Source organism: Pandoraea sp. ISTKB (assembly GCF_001721285.1).
Lineage (GTDB): Bacteria > Pseudomonadota > Gammaproteobacteria > Burkholderiales > Burkholderiaceae > Pandoraea > Pandoraea capi.
The window spans coordinates 1-23,523 of sequence record NZ_MAOS01000020.1 but is presented as its reverse complement, the minus strand read 5'-3'; the positions used below and the strand labels follow the sequence as shown (position 1 = coordinate 23,523).

Genomic DNA, 23,523 nt, shown 5'->3' with positions numbered 1-23,523 from the left:
CCGCCCTCTCCAATTCCGAGGGAATCCTCGATTCGGAAATCGGACGACTCGATTACTGATCCGTCTGCACTCGCGTCGCGCGGATCGTCTCGGCGTAGCCCGCCTGCCGTTGTCGATCCTCCTCCGTCTCCAACATCTCCCAGTCCTGATCGTCCGTCGGCGGTGTCGTGATGTACTGGTTCATTGCGATTTCCTCCGCTTCGTGGCGCTGAAGCCCGCTCGCCATCAGGGAGTCGATCTCCACCGTCGCTTGATCCGCCGCCGATTGCGCGACTTCCTCCAGTCTTCCCGCCTCCTTCAATTCCTCCACCCATTGCGGACGATGCTCCGTCCAATGCCGGATCGCTCTCAGGGCCATTTCGCTGATCATTTGCTTCTCCACGTTCAAATTCGGGTGCGTCGACACGCTGTGTTGCAAGGTCATCTTGCGGCAGAACTTCACGGTCCATTTTCGTCCTTTTCTTGTTCATCGGGTCTCGCGATGCCAAGGAAAGATACGAATTACCTAAAATATACGCAAATTTATGCGTAGTTTATTAAATTTTGTCATTATGGAAAACAAAAAGAATCTTTTTGTGAGCGTAAATGTCACCATGTCAGACGGCCGCCGGGGTTGCTGTGGCAGGGTTTCTCTCATAACCTGCTAGGGGTCCGCGATTGGCGCGGCCTACAGACGAAAGCGGAGAATCGAATGAACCTTGGCTTTAATGAGTCGAACCTCAGCGCGGCGGTTAGTGTTGTGATGAAAGCTGCTGCCGAGCTGGGGCAAACTGACATGGCGTTTGGCGAGACAGTCGTTACAAACTTTGACCTGACCGATCCTGCCGCTGTTCGGGCGTACATGGAAGCGAAGACGAAGGCGACCTTCGAAAAGGCACTTGCATCCCCCGCAGGCGTACCCGTTGGACAAATCATGGGCTTGATTTACGAACCCGTCGGCTTTGTGTTCGAGGAATGCATGGGCAACGCAAATCCGCCTGCTGTTGGGTCCGACGGTGAGTGCGACGTCGCATACGAAGTTAACTTTTGGGCGAATCTCTAAGAGCATGGGGGGCACATTGATCGCACCTAACGTTCCAGTCGACGACCTTGATGACACTGTCGAGTTTGCCGAGCGCCAGCTCGCGTTTGTCGACGCACTAACTGATGCCGACGCGCACGCCTTTTGCCGTGCGTTGTTTGCCGACGGACTTCACTCTGTCGCGACAGTCTTCGATCAGGTGGACCGAAATTACGCACTCAAGCTGCGCGCGTACCCTTTGCATTTCGAAGAGCAGTTGATCTCGGCGGCTATAGGCGTCGGCGGGGCCCCTGAGGGTGCTCGCAGAGAGGCCGAGAGGCTCGTGACACTTCTCGCCGCCGCGAACGTGACGAAGCCCGGGGTCGTGAAGAGCGTAATTCGAGGTGCCGCGTATGTGCAGGATGGTGGTGACGATGTTATTCAGGCGCTACTGTTTCGAGCTGCGGCCGCGCTCGGGCGGCAGGAGGCGTCAGGGTGGAGCGGTCCAAAAGGATGTGCGAGGTGATCGGTCGTTACTCGGGGTGACCTCGGTAGCACCCAGCAAGCGTGAATATGCCGGTGAATTCGTGCTGACACACCTCGCACGTGTATTCCTGATGAATTGTCTTCGAGCCGATCTTACAGGCGCCCATGGTCACTTCGTCGGACTCGCATGAGGGGCATATCGCAAGCCCCTCGGCGATTACACGTGATCGCCACTTTTCCGAATCGAGCATTCTGTCCTCCTCGCTAAATCGCGAACGTGAGGATGCTGCCGACGGGAGCATGCGCGATCTGTATCCCGGTCTTCCACGCCGTTCAGACAGCATCCACAGCACGCCTGCGAGCAGAGCCCAGACGACGCCGACGCACATAATCAGAATAGTCAATAGTCCGACCGTCGCCAACGCTTCTTGAGATGGATTGGGCTCGCCGACGATTCGCAGCGCGGCCCTGGGAATGTGGTCAAGCCAGGTCGGATTTTGCCGAACGTATGGCGACTCAGCCACGACGCGTGCTAGATACTGCCCCCCGACTATGGCTGTGATTACGCTCAAAAAGAGGGGGGCGGGTTGCCATGGGCGCGCGTCGATTGTGGGGAGCCTATTCCGCTCTTCCTGATTGCGGGACAATCCCTCGGGAGCTTGGTGTGACATCTCATCTTCCTTCGACTATTCGTTGGAAACAGCTATACCAAACGCTGCGTGAAGTCGATATAGGATTAGTCGCAAATGCGCTTGGGGCGCTCTGATCCTTCGATGTTGATAATGTCCCCATTGGGGATATATAATTGCCTGCGACGATAGCGGTCTGAACAATCGATTTCGAAGGGAATTGAAAACGCCTATGGGGCTGAACAACACCGGATATGCGAGTTGCCGTCATTGCGGAGCTGAGTACCGGCTATTCACGATCTTCAATCGCGACATGCAGGGGCTTTGCAAGGCCTGGAAAAAGCGGCACGAGCGCTCGTGCGCCACTCGCAGTCCAGCGCAGCGCAGAAAATGGGCGCAGGCCTACAAAGGAAAGACTGCGGCAGATAGCAGCCTTGTGGTCGATCTCGCCCATCAGGGCTTCGACGAATAATTGGAGGCAGACTTGGATTCTACCGCGCCGATTCCCGTGGATATGCCTGTGGGCATGACCCTGTACATGTTGAACTGGGGTGACTCATACGAGCGTCAGAGCGGCGGGCCATACCTTGGTGAAATCGGACTCGACTTTCACCAACTGTCGGAAGAGTACAGGCGGGAAACATTTGCGGAGCGCGAAGCTGCGCGAGAGGACTGGTGCTTCCTGTCAGAGACTGATTTTGCGAGCTGGCTCGCAAAAAAGGGTATTTTGCGTCCCGTCGCGACTACTGCCGTGGAACTGGAAGTTCGCAAAGATCCCGAAGCAGCTTATGTCCCCAAGCACTGGCCTGAATGTCCAGTGTGCAAACAGGGGCGCGGGGAAAAGGAGTACGGTGAGCTGCGGCGCAGTTTGAACCGGATCCGCGTCTTTTACCGTTGCACCGCGTGCCGGAATGAATGGGGGCATCGAGAGGAGCCCAATGACGAGAGTTCTCCCATGTTGGAGGACGACGGGCGAGATACTGAAGGCGGATGCGTTCCATTTGCCATTGCTAAAGCATGTGGTTTGGATTTCATGCGTGTTGCAGAAATTTGCCGGAAGCATGGCTGGCACGAATCAAAGGGGATGCATCAGAGCCACGCTGTCGAAGCTGCTCGAGAAATGGGCTTCGAGCTGGTGCAGATCCAAGTCAACGGAGTGGGAGGCAAGTCGCCGCCTACAATCAAGCAGCTGTTGCAATGTCTGCCCAACAGCCGAAGCTACGTTCTGGGTGTACGCGGTCATTGGCTCGCCGTTGTTGGCGGGACGGTGGTCGACAACGACACGAACGGCGGCATGGGACGTCGGGTTGTCGAACTGTACGAGGTCTTGCAAAGCCGTCAGGCGGTCGCGTGACTAATCGATCGAAAGCTGGGAGTAATGACAATGGTAAAGAAATTCGGCAATAAAACTGCGGACGATTACCTCCGCGAACGCGCTGCCGCTCTGGGGGACGGGGACTATTGGCTCTCCCGAAGTGATGCGACTGTGGTGTGCCAAGCCATTAGCCTGACGCTCCCTATTCATTCGTGGCAAGGTGTTAAGTCTCGAATCTGTAGTGTGCTGTGTCGTTTCAGTCGCCTGGGTGATCGCTGGATGATTGCCTCGGACCTTGATCCGTGCGAAAAACCTGGAGACGTGCTCGTCTCCATCAAGGCGCTTAAGCTACTTCGAGCACGCGTTTCTGGCGCGGTATTCGAGCAGATGCGATCTGAAGCAGAAATTTCGAAGAGCATGCGCAAAGAGGCGTCGGGCGAGGCGCCTGAGATTGTCGTGGAGGCGCTTTATAGCGTCCTAGCGCGGGGTCGTAACGCGGATAAGCTTAGAGATAGGATTCGCCGCGAGGAGCGGGTGCGCGCTGATGAGCAGCGGGTGCGCGCCGATCAAGTCAGTCTAGCGCGTGAGCAGCGTAAGGTGCTTGACAACCATGCACTGGACTGAGGAAGAATCGTATTTTATGCAGCGTAATTTCGAGAGGGACAGCGTATGCAGGGCGTGAACGCCGGAGAAGGATCGCAAAAAAGCCGAAATGTAATTGCCGGGTTTGGCACAGGTTCCGGTAAGTCAACGTTCTGGCCCGATGTGCGCGCGCACACGAAGTTGCGTCGCATCCAACGCTATGGCTCGCGGACGGCCAAAGTTGAAGTGCGCCAGGCGATGTCTTACGAGTTGAGCTCTTCGCGAGCATTGGAGGCAGCTCTTGAGAAAAGAGCGAGGAGACGTCGTGCGAAATTCGTGGCGTCACTGGGGGCTATGCTGACGGGAGTGATGGACGGATTGCAGGTCAGATATGACGGCCTGCGCCTCGTTCGCCGTGGTTCCCCGTCCTTGAACAAATGATAACCAAGCGCTTTGGCATAACAATGGTGAGTCCTGTCGTGCGTAATCCAGGCAATGAACGGTTGGTCGCGCGACGTGGGATAGCCATATGCGAGGCCAACGGATATGAGCATTACACGCTATTCCCAGGTGGACAGGATGCGTGCGTCCAGCGCCTTGCGTTTACGGTAGCTATTCTGGCGAATTTGACCGAATGCGGATATGGTGATCGCTGGTGTTACGAGACGCATGAAAAAGCTATACGAGCGCTAGCCGAATGGGCGTCGCGGGACGGGGCCGGGGAGCCGAACGGTTGGCATCGTCACCCGACTACAGGGCGACGACGCCCCAACGGAGATCCCAACCTCGAATTCATTCACCGATAGGCACGAGACATTGCGTCATGGACAAGTCAAACAAACCACGTGTGAAAGAATGGGGCGGTTGCGCCATCCTAGACCCCGAAGATCCCACGCTCTGGATCATTCACGAGTCGGATGTCACAAATGCGAATCGATTCAACCTGGTTGACATAATTGCGGAAGGACTCCGTCAGAAGATTGTCGGACTTCCCGAGGGGGAGCGCGACGGCGCCATTGCCGAGTGCATCGCCGACGTTCTCGGCCAGCTCCGCTCTGACAAGCGTCAGTTGAACCAACTCCTACAACAGTTGAATGACGTCGCTTCGCGTGAGGCATCGCAGGCGGCAACGTTGAAAGCTGGAGCGTAGCAATGCTCAAGCGTCTACTGTGCCGCGTTTTCGGACACGCAAAGCCAGTCACGTACAAAGCGCACCCCGGTGCCTATTACTGGGGGGCCGATGGCCACGGCTGGGCTGAGCACATCGTATGGGACTGCCCGCGCTGCGGGCGGTCTACCAATGCTATCGCGCTAAGTCGGGATCGGCATCGGTCTCGATAACGGCTGGCGCTGTTAGCTCTGTGTGATAACGACCGTGTACCCGAAAAGCCCTTCATAGTGGCTCCAAGCTGCACGTGGGGACGCTGCCGAAGGGCAGCATGCTTGATAATCCGTGTCAGCGCACCCCTTCTCATGCTGAACCTGAGGCCTTAAACGAGCTTATATCTCGTGTAAGTCAAACCTCCGATATTCTTCCCGGTAGCCCCTCTGCCGCTGAAAGCTTTTCTGCGTTGACGAGTACCTGTCGGATAAGGACCATTCGGCTTTCTTGCCGACCCTCACCGAAATGCTGCAATCTCCAATGCGCACGTCTCCAATGCGGCCGAACTTCTCTCCCATGATCAGCCTCGTGAGCGCAACGGGTGTAGTCGAAGCGAGTACCGACGAAATTCACCTTGTAATAACCATTGGAGATAAGTTGTCGCTTTGCTGCCTGACGCAGCTTAGGTTTGGTTGACGGGTCTTCGGCGACTCGAGTTAAGCTCGGGGGAGTGTTGTCGCCCCACGCCGGTACGACGTGCTCTCGATACGCTGAGACAAAGAGAAGTGAATTGACCACGAGGCGCATCGCATCGTCGATATTTTCAACGCCGAGACGATAGGCCGCGAGATCTTCGGCCGAGCCCTCCCGGCGCATATCAACGAAGCCAGGGGGAAGTTCATCCGGATCCGAAGGTAGCTCGCTTCGCAGTTTCAGTTCGGAAATTTCAGATGCCACCGTCCTGCTAATAATGTCGCCGAGCGGTGTGTCAGCGGCTTCTTTGCTTGTGTTGATGGCCAGATATTGATACTTCGGTGGATCCGTGAACCTAGTTCCGCGAGAGTACTCTCGATCTTGCGAGGTGCACAGAAGTATCTCAATAGCTCCTGCGCCCTCGGATACATAGGCCCCCTCAAACTTAGCCCCCTTGATTGTGAAGCCCTGTGGGCCAAAGTGAAGGTAGACGCTTTGGAATGGGAGGGTTAGGGCCGATAGCGGAATGTCTCGATGGTCCGCCCCGACGAGGGCATCTCGAATTTCTGGCCCAAACTCGTATATCTGACGTCCCGCGACGAAGAACTTTGCGTATGAAAACGCCAAGGAAACCGCCTGCGCAAGCAAAGGTGTTGGCCTCATAGGGCGCTGAGCAAACGGAAGCGCAAGTATGTCCGCGTTATAAGCATGAAGTAGCGACGTGCTCATTTCGTTAAGAATTGAGGACGTTAATAAGTTCTTCGGGGATCCGTTAATTAGCTGAGTGGCCTTCACGCTCTCGGCTGGGAACGCTACCCGGAACCGCTCGGGGAAAAAACGTAAGGAGAATTTTTCGTCTAGCATTTTGGTAAGCTCCGAACCATCTCTGCGCTTCAGTTTAACAGCCAGCGCTGTGCGAAAACGAACGTGTGCCGGAAAGCCCATCGTAGCGGCTCCAAGCTGCTCTTCATCCTAAGCGCGTTGGAATTGCTCTTTGGCCCGCCTCTTTCCGTCGCATAGCGCCGTCGGGCGCCACGCCAAGGATTTGCTTCGCCACGTTCTCACCCGTTCGGTGCTCGCCTATGGCTGTGCTCCGCTGCGGCTTCCGAGCGTGCCCTTGGCGTGGCGCCCGACGGCACTTACCATGCGCCGAGGCGGCTCCAGAGAGCAATTCCAACAGGACGAAAGGCAAAGGGCAGACCATGAGCGCAGCGATCATCCATCACACTGAATTCACTGAAAACGCGGGCGTTCCCCCCGCACCCCCCGAGGCTCACCAAAGAGCAATGACGATAGACACGAGTACCGACGCGGAGCATTGCCCAACCGGCGTCGACGATCTTGCGTTTTCGGACATCGTTGGTGAATTCAGCAGAGCACAACGAAACATGATGCAGGGGTCGCACCCGGTGTCGAACATCTTCCAACTGCCTGAGGATGATGCGATCGTTCGCCTTAACGATAAGGTGCGCACGTACCACCGTGAGCACGGATGGATGCCGGTGTTCGAGGCGAAAACACGAATTGCCGAATGGAAGGCGCACGCCGAAGCGCAAGGTCAGGGGCCTGAAACACGCAGAGTGAATGGCGACAAGGTGGTTCTTTCGCTTTTTGACCTGTCTGGCGAGTGGTCGAAGCCATGGGAGGAGGCTGGCTACCAGGTGTACCGCTTCGACATTCAGGAAAACAACGAAACCGGCGACGTGGGCAAGTTCTCCGTAGGGTTCTTTGGTGACTGGTTCGGGGATTTTGATGGCTTGGACATTTACGCGGTGTTGGCCGCATGCCCGTGCACGGATTTCGCATCCAGTGGGGCGAGACACTTTGCCGCCAAGGACGCGGACGGACGGACGATCGATAGCGTCAGGCTGGTTCACCAGACCTTGCGTGTGATTGAGTACTTCAAACCCGCAATCTGGGCGATCGAGAACCCTGTGGGGCGCATCGAACGGCTATGCGGACTCCCGCCGTGGAGACTGTCCTTTGACCCGTACCATCTGGGCGACCCTTACACAAAAAAGACTCTTCTTTGGGGGCGATTCAATGCGGATTTGCCGATCGCTCCCGTCGAGCCTACGGAGGGTTCGAAAATGTGGGCGAAATACGGCGGCAAGAGCGTTGCGACGAAGAACGCGCGCAGCGAAACGCCACAGGGCTTTTCGTACGGCTTCTTCATGGCCAACAACGCGTACGATCACACGGAGATGGCTGTTGGCAACAAATACGATCGGCTGAGCCGTGACATAATCCGCCAAGCGATTGAGGCGGGTGTCGCAGGCGAGCAGATTGACGCGGCCGTCGAGGATCTCTACTACATGGACCTAGATGACGAAGCGGCAAATGCGGTTCTTTACGATTTGGCTACTGGGCGGTCCTAAGAACTACCAAGACGGACCGATGTGAGGGGGCGCACAGCGTTCAAGGCATTGTGCACCGATGACCTGTTGGTTTGGTTGTGTAGGACCAGCAGAACGACATTTGGAAGAGGAAGCAAACATGGACTTGGAATATTTGGACGAGATTGCTCGCGCTGCATGGAGTGGCGAATATGAGCGGGTGGGTCCGTTGTCCACAGGGGAACGTCTTTATGTCGCATTGGCGTCAGGCAGGATGAGAGAAATCGCTCCGGACGACTCGATCGCCTACGCGGTTGACCGCGTCGGGCCGGAAGCGATGGCCCATATGCTGAACGCCTGGCGCTCAAGCACCCAACCAAAGACTTGATTAGCGCGATAACCTGACTGTTAAGGAGAGTAGGACCAATCATGAGTGAGACGTGCCGGTGCGTCGTGTGCGGTGATGCTGCGAGCAAAGATTGCATGAAGGAAGCCCCGGGGTGGCTGTATGTCTGTTCCCGCTGCGGGGGCTTTTTCGAAGTTGGCGAGGCTGCGCAGCGAAGGATTGAGAAAGGCCATTTGCACCCGGACATCGAGCGCGTCGTTCGCGGCAAAATAAGCTCGGGCGTTGTGCCACGGATAGAGTTCGATGCGAGCGGATTTAGCGTGAAGGTGGTGCCGGATCGTTATCAGGAGCATGCAGACCCGGACGAGTAGGGCGCGGCGACAGCGCGCAAAATTGTCAGCGACGCTGATGCGAGGGCGAGCAATTCGGGCCCGATGTCCATCAAGAAGAAGGTGGTGCGAGGGAGTCTTTGAAGATCATGCCTCGCGTTGATGTGTACTCGATTGGCATCAGATCGTGCAACTTCTCGACGTAGCTGATCATCTCTTGCAGCCAAGTGGCGATTTGCGCAAAGCTAACTTCTGAATCATAGACACGGAGACGATCAATCGTCATGAGTGTCTGGCTTTGATTTATGCCGTCTTCGAAGGGGACCTCGGTTCCGGTCGGGTAAATCATTGTGGCCAAGTCTCCGTCGAGCCTTCCGGTGGCGAGTTCTTCCTCAACGTGTTGGATTCGGTTCCGCAAATTGCCAATCACCTGGGCGCCTGCTCCTAGGAAACCAGGTTTCGGTCTGCTCGCGCAAAGCGCCTCTCGCTCGCGCGGCACGAGATCCGGACACTTTCGAAGCGCTTGCATTGAGCGCACTGCCAGATACATGGCGGTAATGCACGCCTCAAACCTTGTGACGCACCGATAGAGCTCACTCAGTTGGATTGGCTGATGCCCCGACTTTCCGTAGTAGTTTCGCAGGTGCGCGATCGCTGCGAGATAGTCCTCGCGGGCTCCGAACACGCAACGGACAAACGTGGCGGAAAGGGACGCCACGACAGGAACCTTTGAGAAATCCCCAAGAAAGGCCCGCTTTCCCCAATAACCGACGAACGGGTTTGTAGGAGCTGGGATATCAGGAGTACTCAGGGTAATGATCATGAGCGAGTCGCTGGCGGGGCTCTATTCAGCGCCGATGGTTCTTCAGTAGAAACCAACACATGTTAAGCGCGAAGGAGCGCCCGAGTCGGGTCATCTGATCTTCCGGGATGCCGATAGGTCTATGCGCGCCGGGGCTAAGAAATCCAAAAACTCCGGTAAGGCCTTTCTCCTCCTCCGGGGTGATTTCGCCGCTGCTGCGCAGAAACGAAATGACTTCTCCCCACTTCGCTGGGTTATAGCTCTGCGTAAGGGATTGCTGATATGCCACATCGAGTGCGACGTCCTTAGCAAGCGTTTCGAGAGCCACGCGAGCATTCGTGAGCGATGCGTTGTAATCAGGTGGACTGGACCGGAATGCAGAGGAGGAGTCGTTGATTCTGGCGATAATGTCGTCGGCGCTGGGTGCGCCTGATTCTCGCAACGCAGCTATCAGGTCATCCTCAACAGGAGCCCCGTCTCCAATTGACGGATCCACTTGAACTGTAAGCACTCGATGTGTACCGTGTAGCGCAAAGTCGACGGTGATGTGAGGATAGCGCTTTCGGGACACGAATGACTGACTGTGTCCATAACAGTAGAGCGTGGACACAGTGACTCAGACAGTCGAATTGCCAGCCGGAAGGAAAAATCGTCGATATCCGTTGGAATGGAAGCGCTGGATCGTGGAGCGGACACTTGAGTCGGGAGCATCGGTGGCCCGGGTTTCGCGCGAAAACGATGTGAATGCCAATCAGGTGTGGGCGTGGCGCAAGCTGTATTTGCAGGGCCTTCTCGGTGCACAGCCCGGGCCAGCGGTACAAATGCTGCCGGTCGTATTGAGCGAGTCGACCGCATGCGAAGAAGAGCTGTCGATGAAGTCTGTTGGTGCCGTTGCGCCGCATGGAAGTATTCAGATCGAACATGGCAAGACAATCATCAGGATCGACGGCGCGCCAGTCCCTACGGTCTTGGGGCAGATACTGGATCGGGTGCTGCGATGATCGGCGTGCCATCGAACGCGCGTGTGTGGATCGCCGCGGGTGTGACCGACATGCGCTGTGGCTTCAACGGTCTGGCGGCCAAGGTCGAGTCGGTTCTGCAAAAGGACCCGTTCTCGGGGCACATCTTTCTGTTTCGTGGCCGGCGCGGTGATTTGCTCAAAGCGTTGTACTGGAGCGATGGCGGGCTGTGCCTGCTGGCAAAGCGGCTGGAGAAAGGCCGGTTTGCATGGCCACGGGCCGAGGGTGGTGTGGTGGCACTCACCACCGCGCAGCTCTCACTTTTGCTTGAAGGGTTCGATTGGCGCGAGCCCATCGACGCGGCTCGCCCACGCAGTGCGAGATAACGTATTTTTTGGGAGATATCCGATAGGCAGCGGTTGCTCTGGGCGATAGGCTTACGTCATGAGCTTCTCCCGCGCCAATCTGCCTGACGACATCGATGCCCTCAAGGCGTTGGTGTTGGCTAGCCAGCAGGTTTTGCACGAGCGCGAAATACAGCTCACCGCGCTGCAAACGCGCCTCACATCGCGCGAGCAAGAAATTGTGCACTTGAAGCTGCTCATCGACAAGCTCAAGCGCATGCAGTTTGGACGCAAGTCCGAGAAGCTCGCACGCCAGATCGAACAACTCGAGCTGCGTCTGGAGGATCTGCAAGCCGACGAAGGGGCCACCGAGGCTGCCACGCCGATTAAGTCCCAAGTAAAAGTCCGATCCGAGCGGCAGGCGCTGCCAGAACACCTCGCGCGTGAAGAGCGCGTCTACCTACCCGAGGCCGAAGATTGCCCTGCCTGCGGCGGTAATCTCAAGCCGCTGGGCGAAGACGTCTCGGAGCAGCTCGAATACGTGCGAGCGCACTTCCGTGTGATTCGCCACCGCCGCCCCAAGCTCGCCTGTGCGTGCTGTGACACGATTGTGCAGCAGCCGGCACCGAGTCGCCCGATTGAGCGTGGCATGGCTGGCCCGAATCTGCTTGCGCACATCATTACCAGCAAATTCCTCGATCACCAACCGCTGTACCGCCAGCAGGCGATCTATGCCCGTGACGGCGTGGAACTCGATGCTGGGCAGATGGGGCATTGGCTGGGGCGCGTGAGCTGGCTGTTAAATCCGCTGGTGGAAGCTGTGCGTGTCTACGCGCTGGGCGGCACCAAGGTCCACGGCGATGACACACCATTGCCGGTGTTAGAGCCCGGGCGAGGTAGCGCCAAGACCGGGCGACTCTGGGTGTACGTGCGAGATGACCGGCCGTGCGGCTCCGATGAGGCACCTGCCGTTTGGTTTGCTTACACGCCTGATCGACGGGGCGAGCACCCACGGCGACATCTGGCAAGCTTTAGCGGGGTGCTGCAAGCCGATGCGTTTGCCGGTTACGCGCCACTTTATGAAAACGACAGCATCCGCGAAGCGGCGTGCATGGCGCACGCGCGACGCAAGATCTACGACCTGCATGCGGTACGCCCCAACGCCATTACAGAAGAAGCTCTGCACCGCATCGGCGAGCTATATCGCATAGAAGCCGAAATCCGGGGCAAACCACCGGACGAGCGACGGCAAGTGCGACAGGCACAGGCTGTGCCTCGGCTCGAAGCGTTACGGCAGTGGTACGAATCAGTGCTGCCAACGCTCTCTGCGAAGTCCGACACCACCCGCGCGATTCAGTACTCCCTGAACCGCTGGCCCGCGCTCGCCTATTACTGCGAGGACGGGCAGGCGGAGATCGATAACCTGATTGCCGAGCGTGCGCTGCGCGGCGTGGCGATTGGCCGCCGCAATTATCTGTTTGCCGGCGCCGACTCGGGCGGTGAGCGTGCTGCGGCGATGTACAGCCTGATCGGCACGGCACGCTTGAACGGAATCAACCCCGAAGCCTACCTCGCCTACGTGCTCGAGCGCATCGCCGATCACCCGGTCAATCGGATCGACGAGTTGCTGCCATGGAACGTGGCGCAGCAACTGCCTGACACCGCCAAGATCGAACCCATTCGCTAACCGCCAAGCACCGGCGCGTCAACAACCCGATCTACGGTACACATCGAGTGCTTACCTTGAACTAGTTTCTTGTCTTGGATGATGTAACCGTCTAGTAGCAGGGACTGCTGCAAATCGGCAATCCGTTCATCGAACCGGTACTTTGGATTGACTCTTGAGCGCAAATCACCGGTTGTCGCCACGACTTCTGCTAGAACGTGCATGAGTGTGCGGTCATCGAGACCCCGTATCGTGTCAAGCAGTCGGTAAAGCAATTGCGTCGTCGACAACGCCAAGTGCTGCGCGCCGTGCTTGCTTAAGAGCACAACGGAAACCATAGGCTCTTGGAGCTCGAGAAACTGCGCAAGCGAATGTCTAGATCTGGCACTGATCATGTCCAAACTCCTGCTAGTGCGAAAGTGCGCTGGTAATTCGCTTGTAGGCGGAGATAACTCGACTGAGGTCCAAGGCCGAATAGAGTGCCGGATATTTCCCTTGGCCATCCATCCATCGCTGAAACGTACTTAGAACATCGTGCCCGGTAAGGAGGAGCACGCCTCCGCTCCACAGGGCTGCGATATCGGCCAGCGTAAGGCCGCGCTCAACGTCAGCGAGCACGCCCATGATATTTTCGTCGAAGAGATCCATCACCTCCTGTGCTCGCTTTCCATGGAAGTGGGACCAGTAAGCATCTTCTCCCAATTGCGTAATTCTCAGCAGCTCGTCGTCACCCCTTGCGACGAGGCCCCGCATGAGCCACGTCTCGAGCTGACTCCGCTCGGCTTCAGAAAGAAGCTCGGGATCGCCGCAGAGCGCCAGAAGGGCGGGGAGGGATGCTATCTTGGCTTCCATGGGTGCCTCTGTCGTTGTTGATCAGGATAGCGGCTGGGGGAGATGCTGGACAGGGAGTTGGATTAGGAATGCTTGAGCGACTTCTTCGGGATTTGGAACTGCACCGTTAGGGGCATCGGCATAGAGCACGGCGATACACTCGCCGGTACGGTCGAAAACCTCCGCCTCGACTTTGCGATCGATGCCCGTGCCCGCAAACCATGCATTAAACGCCAGGCCCAAGCCTGTGCACGAATAGAGTCGGGTGTTCGAATCATAGGCGACGTTCAATCCGCCGACAGTCACATTGCTAAAGTTCATAGCAGATCTTCCTAAATTTTCTTCAATCACTCGCGCTTGAATTGCCTCGTCTGCCAATCCAATAATGCGGCGCGGAATCACCGATCATCATACCTCGACGGCTGCAGGCGTCCAGAAGCGATCGCCGGATCGTATGCTTCAACGAGCTCAAGGGCGTCTGCCACAACACGCAACTGAAAGACCGCGTTGCAAATTGAACAGCTCAGACGTCTTTCGCCGGACTGCGAGTCAAAACCGTGGAACCGAACCTCACGGACGCCGCATCGGGGACACGGCACATCGGGTTTCGGCTTTACACCAATGCGTACGCGGCTCTCCCAAGCACCCGTTGGATCCAGCTGCAGGAGCCACTGGCGAAACCTGGCCGTCCAGTTCGCGATCGCGGAATAATCGACTTCTAGTCGCTCCGCTGCTTGAGCGTACGAGATCTGCTGCGAGAGGAGCCGTGCGAATTCCATCAGCTTCTGTTCGTGACGGAGGCGCGCGAGCGGAGTCCCCGTGAGCCGATTGTAACGACGGCGGCATTGGCGGCAAAGGAATGTTGGCCGGGGCAATCTCGCATGGACGCGAACGGCGAGGAGCGTCTCCCGACTACCGCAGTGCGGGCACTGGGGCGGTGATTCACTCGTCGAGCGGGCTTCATGCAAGGCGCGCAAGACGAATGCAGTCAGAGCGCGATCTTCGGTCTCAGGGATGGGGCGTCGGCCCTTTGTGTACAGAGGAACGCGTGGATCGAATTTGCGACGAGACGATGCCATTGGTTCTCCGGTCAGAGCCCTCTTAGCCGGAGGACGTGGATAAGCGCGGTGGCACCGCCGATGCATACGAATGTCGCCCCCGCTAAAATCACCGCGAATGCTGCTGGCGTGCCTCCTGGTTCGCCTCGGCTACGTGCACCGAAAGCGGCCCCAAAGCTCATAATGCAGACGCCACAGAGAGCCGCGAGTATAGGCCCCAAGTACGTGGCGGAAAGAAACGCGTACGCTACTACGACGCACAGGAGGACTATCGCGACCACAAACTTCGAAGCGGCTGCGTAGACACCCGGGACATATGCGATCGCAGAAAGCGCACTCGGATCGTTCTCCGACGTGTCATCTCTTGTTTCGGATTTGCCATTCATGATGTTGCGCCCCCTTAATGGAAACGAATTGTGTGTTCGTAGGCTGGGTCGGTCCGGCCGATGTCCTTCTCAGCACTCGCCTCGCAGCTTATTGCTGCGGGAAAGCCAATAGTTGCCCTTGCGGCAACATTCCTCCGCGCGCCTATTATCCCCGCGTTCTTCTGCGGCCCGCGCCTTCGCAAGCCACTGATTGCCGCGAAGATCGGCATCGGCGATTTTTTCACTGATTTCTTTGGGGAGGGTCGGACGCATGGTTTCTGTTATGGTTGGAGCCTACTACCTATCCTCGCATCGGTTTTCAGGTTCGGTCGAGACAATTGGGGGTAGTCGCAACCCAGCCCGTCGGCCGCGTGGCGGGCTCGCTGTTCTGCGCACGTCTGACCGTGACAGTGCAGCGAGCTTCATTCACCTTCAAGGGAACGATGTAACCGCCGTCGGTGGGCTGCGCATCGCCAGCTTCACTAGCGTTTGGCGTCTGTGATTTGGCGGCGATGGTTGCTGCAACTGCGACCGCAATGTGGTCGGTTTGAACTCGCTGCACCTGTGAGCCAACAAAGATCAATGCGATCAGACCTGTGAACATTGCTCCGAGCGACTTGAGCTCCACGTAATTGATGTCCGTGTGCACTGATGCCACGTTTAGCGCGGACACGAGGACGAAGAAGGGAAGGGAGGCCAGCGCCATGGCCAAGAAGGCCATGGCGTCCGCGCGCATAATTGCGCCTACAGCTAGCGGAATGAGACTGGACATCAAGAGAGTCGATACTAAGGCAAGTCGCTCACGAAACAGGCCCATGTCGCGCAAGGCCACTCCAATAGCCCGAGCTTGCGCGCGCCAGCTGTGTTCCATCCTTGAGCTCCCCACTTCAGTCATTTTCATATTTTGCCTCTTTGCACGTTAATAGTTTTTTCGCATGGAGTTGTGTCGCGTGGAGTCTCTTACGATTCCCGCATGCCAATCCTCGGCCGCCAACAGCAGCGGTGCCCATTCCAAGTATTCCGCCCGCGTTCGCGGATCTGAAAAGAACCGGAGAAAGTCCCCCGGGCGGTAGGCGGACACATTGAGAAGGTCAGCAGCGGACACTGACACCGATTTTCGGACACGCGGCTTACCGTATTGACGAGACTCCTTCTCCCAGTAGAACACTGCCGTTCGAGCACGTGGGCGCCACTCGGCAATCTGCGTCACTCGACCAGGGCCCGAATCGTCGTAAGGCCGGTAAAGCTCGTATCGGTATTCCGGAGCGCCGGTACGACGATCGCGATCTCGTCTGGCGTTCTCCTTCTCTGCTTCTCGCATCATCCAAACTCTTTCCTGGCCGACTACAACACTGCCTTCGTCCAAGGTCGCGTTAAGCTCCGCGCGGAATTTCTCGAAATCGGGCTTTTCCCCATCATACAAGGCAGCTGTTCCGTCATTCACCAATACGACTGCGCGGGCGAAACTTTCTGGGACCCAAGTTTGAACTACCGGATGCGGGTGCAAAACCTCGGAGCGGTCAAATAACCCCTGAATAATAACGGCCACTCGATTGAATTCCTTGATGTCGGCGTTGACCAGCGCCATTCCGTCGTCGAAGAAAACACTGTTTTTGTCGAATGGCTCCCATTCGTAGGCATGAAAATAGCCGACGCCGGGAATGTGCGCCGATTCTCGGAACGGGCTTCGAAATCTATGTTCATCAGGGTTTGCGCTCAACCAAGCGGCGTGTTTTGCCTCATTTTCATCATGCTCTCGGACAAGAGCATCATATTCCCTCGTAGTGATGAACGCCGTGATAGAACCGGCGGATCGTTTCATCATCAACGGCTCGCCCGTGAGGTAAATTGAGCTGTCGGGGAAAATGATCTCTCCGAAATCGAGCTCCGTCGTGATCCGCCATACGGCGTCGCCGTTGCGGACGTAGAGGTAGGTGAACTTATCAGCCTGCTCTTGCTGGAATTTAATGAATTCAGCAAGCGGCCGCCCATGCGTTTCACGTTCCTTTGCGAGTCTGCGAACGCGCATCGCAACGAGAGTGCGAGGATGGGGAAGGATCCGATCCCGATTCTCGGGCTTACACATCCAACGATCGAACTCGCCCAAGTTGGCGAATTCCATGCCGCCCGCCTCATATTTCAGCAAGCATTCTTCGTCCATGTATAGGCGCCGCTGCATGACGTGCAAGCGGGCGTCCGCCGGGGCGGGCTGCCCTTCGCAGCAGCGCACCGCACTCTCGGCCAAACCGGCGTACAGACCTAGGCTGAACAGCCGGTCATCGATTGTCGCGATCGTTTCCTTCATCGGAGTGATGGCGGCTTCCAAAGGGAGTGTCGCCGCTTTCATCCAGCAGGCGAGCTCCTCATGAGCGAGCTTGAGCTGTTCGTGAAGCGCCGGAAGTGTCTTCTGCTTAGCTGTGACCAAGGCCTGCTCGTAGACCTTTGGCTCTACTTGTGCACTCATCACCACCAATGCGTTACCCGGGGATCCAGGGAGGGCTGTATTCGTATTCCCGGCTGGCTGTGAGACCCCAAGGCGCCGGGTCACATCGTGAATCTCCTCGATCAGGTGTTTGGCCGTCTGTTGCCACTTCGAAACTTCCGCATCAAGGACCGACTGGGGGTGCAACTCGCGCCGGAGCGTTTCCCAGAAATGATCGAAGTGCACGCGCGCCGCGCCTCCAGCAACACTTTTCAGCAAGACGTAGTTGCTGCCCAACTTTACGGCGCAACCCAGCCATTCGTAATGGTCGCCTTTCTTCCTGCCAGTCTTTGCGTCGTCCCATGAGGCGACGGATTTAACCCAGTACCAGTCTCCGAGCTTGACCTGGCTATCGTCCCCTTCAACGACGAACGCATCGGCAGTGGTGTTGATAAGTGTGTTTTCAGGCGTGGTCATGTGTCGTCTACTCCGCTTTGAATTCAGCGCGGTAATTTTGGTTGATTGGGCTCGGGAGGTCAGGTCAACCCTTATGGTGTGTCAGTAAATAATATATCCCCATTGGGGATATGTCTACATCGAAAATCCGTTTATAATTTCCTCAATATCGCTGGCTTCGTTGCCGTTAATGGATCGGGTAATCGAAATGAACACTACGCCGAAAACTGCATATGACTTGTTGCTTAGCGCTCCGGACGCGCAAGTGAAGCGTTGCCAGCTCGCGTGGCGCAGCATCGCGGAGGGCGAATGGGCAGATGCGGCCCATTTTCTGAGGAACGCGGCTGATGAGGAAGGGGACACGGACTGGGGCCGGAATGCGCGAGCAACATCGGAGGTCTTGGAGAAGCGCGCGACCATTGGTGGCCTGTTGACATGAAGGTCGATCGCCATTGCCCACGTTGTAGAGCACATGCCTACCACTGGGTAAACACGCCAGAGGTAGATAACGAGGATCTCATGGACGTGCCGCTTGAGCGCTGGCCTACCGGCGCCATTCCGTACCGAGTGACGATTTGCTGTGCTTCGTGCTCACACTCGTGGCTCGGCAAGCTTACTCGACTCGAACGCGGTTTCGACGTCTAACAATCGGATTGTAAAGAAAATGCGCATCAGCGACAAAAAGCGTGCAATCTCTGAGTTGGTCGCGAAGTTTGTCGAAGTGACTTTGCACGATGGTGACGGTGTTCGTTGGGTTGTTGGACCCGGCGACAAGCGTGCGGGGCAGAGCGGTACGGTCATCGCCACGATCGGACTCCGACATTCATCCGGATACGAGATCGTGCTGAAGCTGGACAGCGGCAAGATCGACTGTTTCGCGCCTATGCAGCTTTATCCGGCGCCTCAGCAACGTGCTGTCGAGCGTAGCGCACCGATAACCAACAACTTGGCAAAGGAAAACGAGGTCATCAATGGGGAAGCGTAGCTATACCGCAGATCAGAAGCGATGGTGCGAGACGTACCGCCACGAGACTGGGTTCACGCCGATGATGGATTCGTTCGAATCCGGCATGGAAACTTTCCATGAGGCCGCTATACGGTCGATTCGTTGGTACGAGGCGCACAGCAGCGATGCGCATTTGCGCATCCAGCGCGCCTTACCGCCAAAAGACTAGGAAAAACTAATGAAACGCATCGCGGGGTACAAGCTGCGAAATCGGGAGACGAGACGTAGTGAATCGGAGACTACGTCGCGGGCACGGGGCGAAATGCATAGCATTAAGCCGAGGTTCGTTAAGGGGGGCCTGATCGCCACCGTGGCGTTGTTTTTTGTAATGGGAATAACGGATCCGGCGACGTATTCCTGGTTGAAGTCGCTCGCTAGCGCTGCTTTCAGCTCCGCGATTCACGCTTGGCACTTGTGACAGATCCGAAGAGGAAAGGAGAAAATGTCGATTCCGGAGATTGAAGAGCAGAAGCGTCGCGAGAGTGCCCTTGCGGAGCGAATCGAAGCGCTAGATGCGCGCAGCAGGCTGGGACTGGTTTATTTCGTTGCGGCCGAGTCTGCCCTCGAAGCAGCGAAAGGGAGCTGGCCGATCGGGAGCACTGTAGACGAGATGATTCGAGACTTTCTCGAGCTGCCCGACGTCGACAAACTTCGCCACTTAACGAAGTAGCAACGCGGCCGTCATTCGTGGAGTTCCGTTCTTGCGGAAAACACGATGCGGTTCTAATTCACGTCGGCGCGCTAGGTGTCAAGGGGTGGCCGACTTAGGCTGCATCTGCGGCCTTCATTGCAGGTATGAGGGATGGTTGCGAAGAAACAAGTTCCGGCGAACTACGACTACACGGGCGCGGATCGCGTAGAGCGTCAGCGCAGGGCTCTCGCGGACGCGGGCGGTGGCCGGGTTGAAGCATATCTTGATGCGGGCGAACTGGCGAAGCTAGACGCGCTCGCAAAGGTCGCCTTCAAAGGCTCGCGGCGCGCAGCACTGAAATCCTTGGTGCAGCAGCTCCCTGCACCAGAAGAAAAGATTTGATACCGTAGCCGGTTACGGTATAATCTGACTTATGGTCGGCTCGGATGTGCCGAAAATCCAACTACTTGGGGCGCGATGATGGAGTTCGAGGCAAACGGCAAGGTGTATCAGACGGACGAAGAGACGCTTGCGCTGATGCGTGCCTTCCGCGAGGCGGGTAATGCGGAAATGGTCGGTGCAGTATTCGAACTTGGCTTGCGTTTCGGCCGCATTGTTGCTCGTTGACGCGGGAAGAAGGAAAACATGCTCGTGAAACCAGAGTCCCTGCGCATGCTGAAGCGCTCCAAGGGTTCAGACGGTAAAGCGCTCCCCGGCTTGTGGGAGAGCGACATTGTCCGAATGGAGTGGGTCGACGGTGCTTGGCATTGCGAGGTACCGATGCGGGAGATTGGCAAGACGCACTTCTACGAATTCCGCCCGCTGGAACTGGGTGGAAAATGGCGCTCAATCGGAGCCCTGCGCACCCGCGCCGCAGCCTGTATGTACGCAGAAAGGCTCAGGGACGGCACGCACGTTTATCAGGGCGAGACTCGTGACGATGTCGGCAAGATTCCCGGTTACCTCGTCGCATGGTCCGAAGTGTCTGCCGAAATCGCGGCGCACCCATCCGTAAGCTGATCGGATCGGAATACAGCCAAGACAATGGACGAAGTTTCGGAGAACGAGGCGGTCAAAGAGGCACTGAAGGCGCTCCAGCGCGCGAAAGAGTTGAGTGAGCGTGCGGGCTATGGGGGCATGGTGCTGGGGCCACTCGCCGACGCGCACCGTGAGGCGCAAAGCGCCCTTGATACGGCACTCGGACGAAACTAGAGGAAAAACATCTATGACTCAGAAAGAGAAAGCTGAACTGGCCCGACTCGGACGGGCATGGGCATGCGGTCGCGCTACCAAAGCGCAAATGCTGCGCCATACGGAGTTGGCCCGCAAAGACGACTTCGAACGCGCGAAGCAGGGCCGCTAAGCCACGGAAAAACGCGGGTTGTGCCTGCACTAAGAATGGAGGGAACAGATGGCAATTTATGTATTCCAGGCGATGGTCCAGGTGGCGATTGGGCTGCTCCCGCTTCAGTTGATGCTGTTCGTCATGTCTCCGGCCCCCTCGCTGAGGACGGCATACGTCGACAGTTGGCGAAAGATGGCACGGGGAACCGGTTGGGTGTTCACTCGCCTGTTCCAACTCCAGCATGGTTCGGAGCAGTGGATTGGATTTGCCGCATTCGGGCTGGTCGGCTTCTACGTGGTGATTTTCTCGGTAATCGACACCGTGGCGCGCTTCGCGCACTGAAACGAGGGATAAAGAACGTGACTGCGATGCACAAGCCTTGGAGCCTGTCGGATTCATACTGGTCGTCGCTGAGCGGCGAGCACAAGGCGCTGTACGCGCTCGTGCGGCCCCAGCCCAAGGCGACATACGAAGTCGACGTCCAGTTGAGCCATGTGGAACGCTTCTTGCGCGGACAGGCCAAGGACATGATGTCGATGGGCGGCGTGTTGGAGTTGGAGCCCGACTTTCAGCGCGGCCATGTCTGGACCGACGAACAGCGCGTGAAATTCGTAGAGTCGTTGTTACGGGGCTGCGCGCCGCGATCCATCCTGTTCAATTGCCCGGGCTGGAACAGCGAGCAGGCATCCGGCGACATTGCACCTCACACATTTCAATGCATCGACGGATTGCAACGACTGACGGCAATTCGGAAATTCATTGGAGGGGAGTTTCGAGTGTTTGGCGATCTGAGTGCTGGGCAACTGAAGGGTTCGCCGTTCGATCCTTCGCATTATACGTTGAAGGTGTCCGTGTACGAATTCGCTAATCGGGTTGATCTCTTGCAGTTCTACCTCGACCTCAACTCCGGCGGTACCGTCCATGGCGCACAAGAGCTTGAGCGTGTTCGCCAACTGCGTGAGCTGGCGAATTCTTCCGTGCACGGCGATTGATATCTAGGGAAAAAGGAAAACGAGAGAGGGACATGGACCACACTGCACAAATCGACCGAGGACTGGAACTACTTGCGCTGTGCCAATCACTCCAGTCTGAAAAGGACGGCGTGGACCGACCTGCACCTTTCGCGATCGACAAGTCTAAGACGCTCGACCAATTCGCGAAGGACATCAACGCAGCCTGCACCAATATGGCTGCGCTGCGCAAGCTGATCCCCCAGATGCTTCGATTGGCCGAACTTGGCCGGAAGCTTGAATCCGACGGGAAACTTGACGTCGAATGCGGTGACGATTATTCGAGCGCTGCGCTCAATTTCGTGCTCCGAGAACACGGCCTCAAATAACCACGGGAAAATTTTCAATGACTGCACTGTTGATTCTTTCAGAAGCCCTTGGGTTGGGCGTCGACGAGCAACGATTCGTTGCTGCGATTTTGCGAGAGCGTCGAGAGGCGAAGCCCTACGCCCTAACTACGGTCTCTATGGCAGCACTCGCGAGCGTGATCGAGTCCGACCTTGAGCCAGAAGAGCGGCTAGCACCGAATGTTCAACAGATGCTTATGAATGGCGCGGAAGTGGTCCTCGCGGGCCTCCTCCGGCAGAGCCGCAGTTTGAAGATCGCCGGGGAGTCAGCAATCGCGACGTTCAGAGTGCTAGACGAGGTGCGGTATCGCAAGGGCGCTTCTGTCGTCGATGTGCGGATCGGGCAGGCATTCCTCCAGGTGCTCACCCGTGTCGCAAACGACGGTCGTGTGCCCCTCCACTGAGCAGGAAGAACTGAAGGAGTCAAAATGTTCAAAATGGTAGTGAAAGTGGCCCGCAATGGCGAACTGTTGGACGTGATGGAATCTGGGGTCACCGAGTCAGAAGGCAAACAGATGCTCGCTGCCGCGCTCGCAGATGATCGGTCGCTGCCGAACAACGGGCAAGACATGGAGGACGGCGAGGTTTGGGTAGACATGCACGACGCCGAGGGAGATATCGTCTCGAGCGAACCTGCATGTTTTCATCGTGCCGATGCTGCGGACGCGCTGCAGCTTCATTTCGGCGCGTCCTCAAGCATGGTCGCGAAGTGTCTGTCCATGCGTAACGTTGATGAGCATTACAAGGACCATCGTGCGGCTATTCGTGCCGTCCTCAAGGGTGCCCGGTAAGACAACGAAAAATGGTCATGAAAAATTTGAAGGTTGTCCCGACGAGCCTAGGCTCTAGTGCGAACTGGCTCGGATCGGGGGGCATGGCTGACAGCAACCTCGTGTGGATCTGAAGCAAGACGACTTTAAGGAGCAGTAAAAAGAGGACAACGATGGGACGTATATTGGGGCGCGTTGAGTATCGAGAGACAGAGCTGGTCCGGTACTTCATTCACGACGACACTTCTGGTTGGTCCATGCCTCCGCTTTTTATCAATTCGGCCGAAGCGTGGGACGCCTACGACAGTGGCGAGGGAAAGGCACTGCGTGAAACTGTGCCGAAACAAAGCACGCACGTCAGGGTGATTCGCAAAGTGCTTGCACACGGCCTCATTTTTGCCGTGTCCGGTGAGACTTACGGGGAGGCGGTGTTTGGGTTAGCGACGGACGATCGACTGTTGTACCCGCTCAGCACTGGAGGCGAAGAAGCTCCGATGTGCTTCTTGAAGTCTGCTGGCATTTTCCACGTTGCCGAAGAATTAGATGGCGGCTTCGATGGCTTCTACGACCATCCGCTGTGTGCGGACCGGTGGCAGTGGAGTGAGAACGATGAGCGCATTGCATTCGAGGAGCTTCATGGCAAGCCCCTTGACCTGTGTCCGCGCTGCGTCGAAGTGTTGATGACGAAGCGTA

The 23,523-nt window shown here is 57.1% G+C and carries 36 protein-coding genes; 25 read left to right on the top strand and 11 right to left on the bottom strand.

From position 1 onward, the window contains the following. Positions 1 to 52: 52 nt before the first annotated feature. Positions 53 to 370 (bottom strand): hypothetical protein, encoded by a 318-nt coding sequence (locus A9762_RS04140; protein ID WP_139133069.1) that lies wholly within the window; start codon positions 368 to 370, stop codon positions 53 to 55. Between the two features lie 321 nt (positions 371 to 691). On the opposite strand from A9762_RS04140, the gene A9762_RS04135 reads away from it, so the two are divergent. The 6 genes from A9762_RS04135 (at position 692) to A9762_RS04105 (ending at position 5,162) form a co-directional block, all read left to right on the top strand. Beyond that, complete coding sequence (locus tag A9762_RS04135; protein WP_069340784.1) at positions 692 to 1,042, top strand: hypothetical protein; 351 nt, start codon at positions 692 to 694, stop codon at positions 1,040 to 1,042. A gap of 16 nt (positions 1,043 to 1,058) precedes the next feature. Next, the gene (locus tag A9762_RS04130) at positions 1,059 to 1,526 is read left to right on the top strand and encodes a hypothetical protein (RefSeq protein ID WP_170836180.1); all 468 of its coding nucleotides are present in this window, start codon (positions 1,059 to 1,061) and stop codon (positions 1,524 to 1,526) included. A gap of 821 nt (positions 1,527 to 2,347) precedes the next feature. Further along, positions 2,348 to 2,587, top strand: coding sequence for a hypothetical protein (locus A9762_RS04120; RefSeq protein WP_069340781.1), 240 nt, complete (start codon positions 2,348 to 2,350; stop codon positions 2,585 to 2,587). Between the two features lie 12 nt (positions 2,588 to 2,599). Next, on the top strand, positions 2,600 to 3,469 hold the full coding sequence (locus A9762_RS04115; protein ID WP_139133068.1) for a hypothetical protein: 870 nt from the start codon (positions 2,600 to 2,602) through the stop codon (positions 3,467 to 3,469). A 30-nt stretch (positions 3,470 to 3,499) separates the two neighbouring features. Further along, positions 3,500 to 4,054: a hypothetical protein gene (locus tag A9762_RS04110; protein WP_139133067.1), complete on the top strand. Its 555-nt coding sequence runs from the start codon at positions 3,500 to 3,502 to the stop codon at positions 4,052 to 4,054. A 781-nt stretch (positions 4,055 to 4,835) separates the two neighbouring features. Beyond that, positions 4,836 to 5,162 carry a hypothetical protein gene (locus tag A9762_RS04105; protein ID WP_069340778.1) on the top strand — a complete coding sequence of 109 codons (327 nt, stop codon included), beginning with the start codon at positions 4,836 to 4,838 and terminating at the stop codon, positions 5,160 to 5,162. Positions 5,163 to 5,528: 366 nt separating this feature from the next. Here A9762_RS04105 and A9762_RS04100 read toward each other — a convergent pair whose 3' ends face one another. Further along, positions 5,529 to 6,752 carry a hypothetical protein gene (locus A9762_RS04100; protein ID WP_069340777.1) on the bottom strand — a complete coding sequence of 408 codons (1,224 nt, stop codon included), beginning with the start codon at positions 6,750 to 6,752 and terminating at the stop codon, positions 5,529 to 5,531. Between the two features lie 257 nt (positions 6,753 to 7,009). Here A9762_RS04100 and A9762_RS04095 point away from each other — a divergent pair, with 257 nt between their 5' ends. The 3 genes from A9762_RS04095 (at position 7,010) to A9762_RS04085 (ending at position 8,860) form a co-directional block, all read left to right on the top strand. Next, positions 7,010 to 8,185, top strand: a complete 1,176-nt coding sequence (locus A9762_RS04095) for a DNA cytosine methyltransferase (RefSeq protein WP_206093551.1) — start codon at positions 7,010 to 7,012, stop codon at positions 8,183 to 8,185. 118 nt (positions 8,186 to 8,303) lie between these two features. After that, positions 8,304 to 8,531, top strand: a complete 228-nt coding sequence (locus A9762_RS04090) for a hypothetical protein (RefSeq protein ID WP_069340776.1) — start codon at positions 8,304 to 8,306, stop codon at positions 8,529 to 8,531. A gap of 95 nt (positions 8,532 to 8,626) precedes the next feature. Continuing rightward, positions 8,627 to 8,860: a hypothetical protein gene (locus A9762_RS04085; protein WP_139133066.1), complete on the top strand. Its 234-nt coding sequence runs from the start codon at positions 8,627 to 8,629 to the stop codon at positions 8,858 to 8,860. Between the two features lie 70 nt (positions 8,861 to 8,930). Here the strand turns inward: A9762_RS04085 and A9762_RS04080 are convergent, their stop codons facing one another. Next, positions 8,931 to 9,641: a hypothetical protein gene (locus tag A9762_RS04080; protein ID WP_069340774.1), complete on the bottom strand. Its 711-nt coding sequence runs from the start codon at positions 9,639 to 9,641 to the stop codon at positions 8,931 to 8,933. Positions 9,642 to 9,666: 25 nt separating this feature from the next. Next, the gene (locus A9762_RS29060; RefSeq protein WP_206093550.1) at positions 9,667 to 9,948 is read right to left on the bottom strand and encodes a hypothetical protein; all 282 of its coding nucleotides are present in this window, start codon (positions 9,946 to 9,948) and stop codon (positions 9,667 to 9,669) included. A gap of 274 nt (positions 9,949 to 10,222) precedes the next feature. On the opposite strand from A9762_RS29060, the gene A9762_RS04070 reads away from it, so the two are divergent. The 3 genes from A9762_RS04070 to A9762_RS04060 are packed head-to-tail and all read left to right on the top strand — an operon-like array spanning position 10,223 to position 12,610. After that, positions 10,223 to 10,621 (top strand): transposase, encoded by a 399-nt coding sequence (locus tag A9762_RS04070; protein WP_083253612.1) that lies wholly within the window; start codon positions 10,223 to 10,225, stop codon positions 10,619 to 10,621. Further along, entirely contained in the window at positions 10,618 to 10,965 is a 348-nt protein-coding gene (gene tnpB / locus A9762_RS04065) for an IS66 family insertion sequence element accessory protein TnpB (RefSeq protein WP_069340772.1), read from the top strand. Before A9762_RS04070 ends, tnpB begins: the two co-directional genes overlap by 4 nt. A 58-nt stretch (positions 10,966 to 11,023) precedes the next feature. Next, entirely contained in the window at positions 11,024 to 12,610 is a 1,587-nt protein-coding gene (locus A9762_RS04060) for an IS66 family transposase (RefSeq protein ID WP_069340771.1), read from the top strand. Here A9762_RS04060 and A9762_RS04055 read toward each other — a convergent pair. The 7 genes from A9762_RS04055 to A9762_RS04030 all read right to left on the bottom strand — a co-directional run bounded on the left by A9762_RS04055 (position 12,607) and on the right by A9762_RS04030 (position 17,742). Beyond that, positions 12,607 to 12,984: a hypothetical protein gene (locus tag A9762_RS04055; protein ID WP_206093549.1), complete on the bottom strand. Its 378-nt coding sequence runs from the start codon at positions 12,982 to 12,984 to the stop codon at positions 12,607 to 12,609. The genes A9762_RS04060 and A9762_RS04055 overlap by 4 nt on opposite strands. 13 nt (positions 12,985 to 12,997) lie before the next feature. Beyond that, the gene (locus A9762_RS04050) at positions 12,998 to 13,441 is read right to left on the bottom strand and encodes a hypothetical protein (RefSeq protein ID WP_069340770.1); all 444 of its coding nucleotides are present in this window, start codon (positions 13,439 to 13,441) and stop codon (positions 12,998 to 13,000) included. Between the two features lie 21 nt (positions 13,442 to 13,462). Continuing rightward, entirely contained in the window at positions 13,463 to 13,822 is a 360-nt protein-coding gene (locus A9762_RS04045; protein ID WP_139133065.1) for a hypothetical protein, read from the bottom strand. Beyond that, positions 13,819 to 14,199 (bottom strand): DUF746 domain-containing protein, encoded by a 381-nt coding sequence (locus A9762_RS29365; RefSeq protein ID WP_069340768.1) that lies wholly within the window; start codon positions 14,197 to 14,199, stop codon positions 13,819 to 13,821. Before A9762_RS29365 ends, A9762_RS04045 begins: the two co-directional genes overlap by 4 nt. Before the next feature lie 734 nt (positions 14,200 to 14,933). Further along, positions 14,934 to 15,116, bottom strand: coding sequence for a hypothetical protein (locus A9762_RS28405; RefSeq protein WP_139133064.1), 183 nt, complete (start codon positions 15,114 to 15,116; stop codon positions 14,934 to 14,936). Positions 15,117 to 15,162: 46 nt separating this feature from the next. After that, positions 15,163 to 15,714 (bottom strand): hypothetical protein, encoded by a 552-nt coding sequence (locus A9762_RS04035; RefSeq protein ID WP_139133063.1) that lies wholly within the window; start codon positions 15,712 to 15,714, stop codon positions 15,163 to 15,165. A 48-nt stretch (positions 15,715 to 15,762) separates the two neighbouring features. Then, on the bottom strand, positions 15,763 to 17,742 hold the full coding sequence (locus tag A9762_RS04030) for a hypothetical protein (protein ID WP_069340766.1): 1,980 nt from the start codon (positions 17,740 to 17,742) through the stop codon (positions 15,763 to 15,765). A 643-nt stretch (positions 17,743 to 18,385) separates the two neighbouring features. On the opposite strand from A9762_RS04030, the gene A9762_RS04020 reads away from it, so the two are divergent. The 13 genes from A9762_RS04020 to A9762_RS03965 all read left to right on the top strand — a co-directional run. Beyond that, positions 18,386 to 18,706 (top strand): hypothetical protein, encoded by a 321-nt coding sequence (locus A9762_RS04020; protein WP_069340764.1) that lies wholly within the window; start codon positions 18,386 to 18,388, stop codon positions 18,704 to 18,706. Between the two features lie 463 nt (positions 18,707 to 19,169). Continuing rightward, positions 19,170 to 19,397: a hypothetical protein gene (locus A9762_RS04005; RefSeq protein WP_069340761.1), complete on the top strand. Its 228-nt coding sequence runs from the start codon at positions 19,170 to 19,172 to the stop codon at positions 19,395 to 19,397. 132 nt (positions 19,398 to 19,529) lie between these two features. After that, a complete protein-coding gene (locus tag A9762_RS04000) occupies positions 19,530 to 19,760 on the top strand; it encodes a hypothetical protein (protein ID WP_069340760.1) in 231 nt (76 codons plus the stop codon). 75 nt (positions 19,761 to 19,835) lie between these two features. Then, positions 19,836 to 19,985 carry a hypothetical protein gene (locus tag A9762_RS28825; protein WP_170836179.1) on the top strand — a complete coding sequence of 50 codons (150 nt, stop codon included), beginning with the start codon at positions 19,836 to 19,838 and terminating at the stop codon, positions 19,983 to 19,985. Positions 19,986 to 20,030: 45 nt separating this feature from the next. Further along, the gene (locus tag A9762_RS03995; RefSeq protein WP_139133062.1) at positions 20,031 to 20,378 is read left to right on the top strand and encodes a hypothetical protein; all 348 of its coding nucleotides are present in this window, start codon (positions 20,031 to 20,033) and stop codon (positions 20,376 to 20,378) included. A 24-nt stretch (positions 20,379 to 20,402) separates the two neighbouring features. After that, complete coding sequence (locus A9762_RS28820; RefSeq protein WP_170836178.1) at positions 20,403 to 20,570, top strand: hypothetical protein; 168 nt, start codon at positions 20,403 to 20,405, stop codon at positions 20,568 to 20,570. A 13-nt stretch (positions 20,571 to 20,583) separates the two neighbouring features. Further along, the gene (locus tag A9762_RS28815) at positions 20,584 to 20,721 is read left to right on the top strand and encodes a hypothetical protein (RefSeq protein WP_170836177.1); all 138 of its coding nucleotides are present in this window, start codon (positions 20,584 to 20,586) and stop codon (positions 20,719 to 20,721) included. A 48-nt stretch (positions 20,722 to 20,769) separates the two neighbouring features. After that, positions 20,770 to 21,045: a hypothetical protein gene (locus A9762_RS03990; protein WP_240493437.1), complete on the top strand. Its 276-nt coding sequence runs from the start codon at positions 20,770 to 20,772 to the stop codon at positions 21,043 to 21,045. 26 nt (positions 21,046 to 21,071) lie between these two features. After that, positions 21,072 to 21,695: a DUF262 domain-containing protein gene (locus tag A9762_RS03985; protein ID WP_069340758.1), complete on the top strand. Its 624-nt coding sequence runs from the start codon at positions 21,072 to 21,074 to the stop codon at positions 21,693 to 21,695. 32 nt (positions 21,696 to 21,727) lie between these two features. After that, positions 21,728 to 22,042: a hypothetical protein gene (locus A9762_RS03980; protein WP_069340757.1), complete on the top strand. Its 315-nt coding sequence runs from the start codon at positions 21,728 to 21,730 to the stop codon at positions 22,040 to 22,042. Between the two features lie 17 nt (positions 22,043 to 22,059). Next, complete coding sequence (locus tag A9762_RS03975; RefSeq protein WP_069340756.1) at positions 22,060 to 22,464, top strand: hypothetical protein; 405 nt, start codon at positions 22,060 to 22,062, stop codon at positions 22,462 to 22,464. 24 nt (positions 22,465 to 22,488) lie between these two features. Next, positions 22,489 to 22,851, top strand: coding sequence for a hypothetical protein (locus tag A9762_RS03970; RefSeq protein ID WP_069340755.1), 363 nt, complete (start codon positions 22,489 to 22,491; stop codon positions 22,849 to 22,851). A gap of 152 nt (positions 22,852 to 23,003) precedes the next feature. Continuing rightward, positions 23,004 to 23,523: hypothetical protein (locus tag A9762_RS03965; RefSeq protein WP_139133060.1), on the top strand; the 520-nt coding region annotated here is incomplete at its 3' end.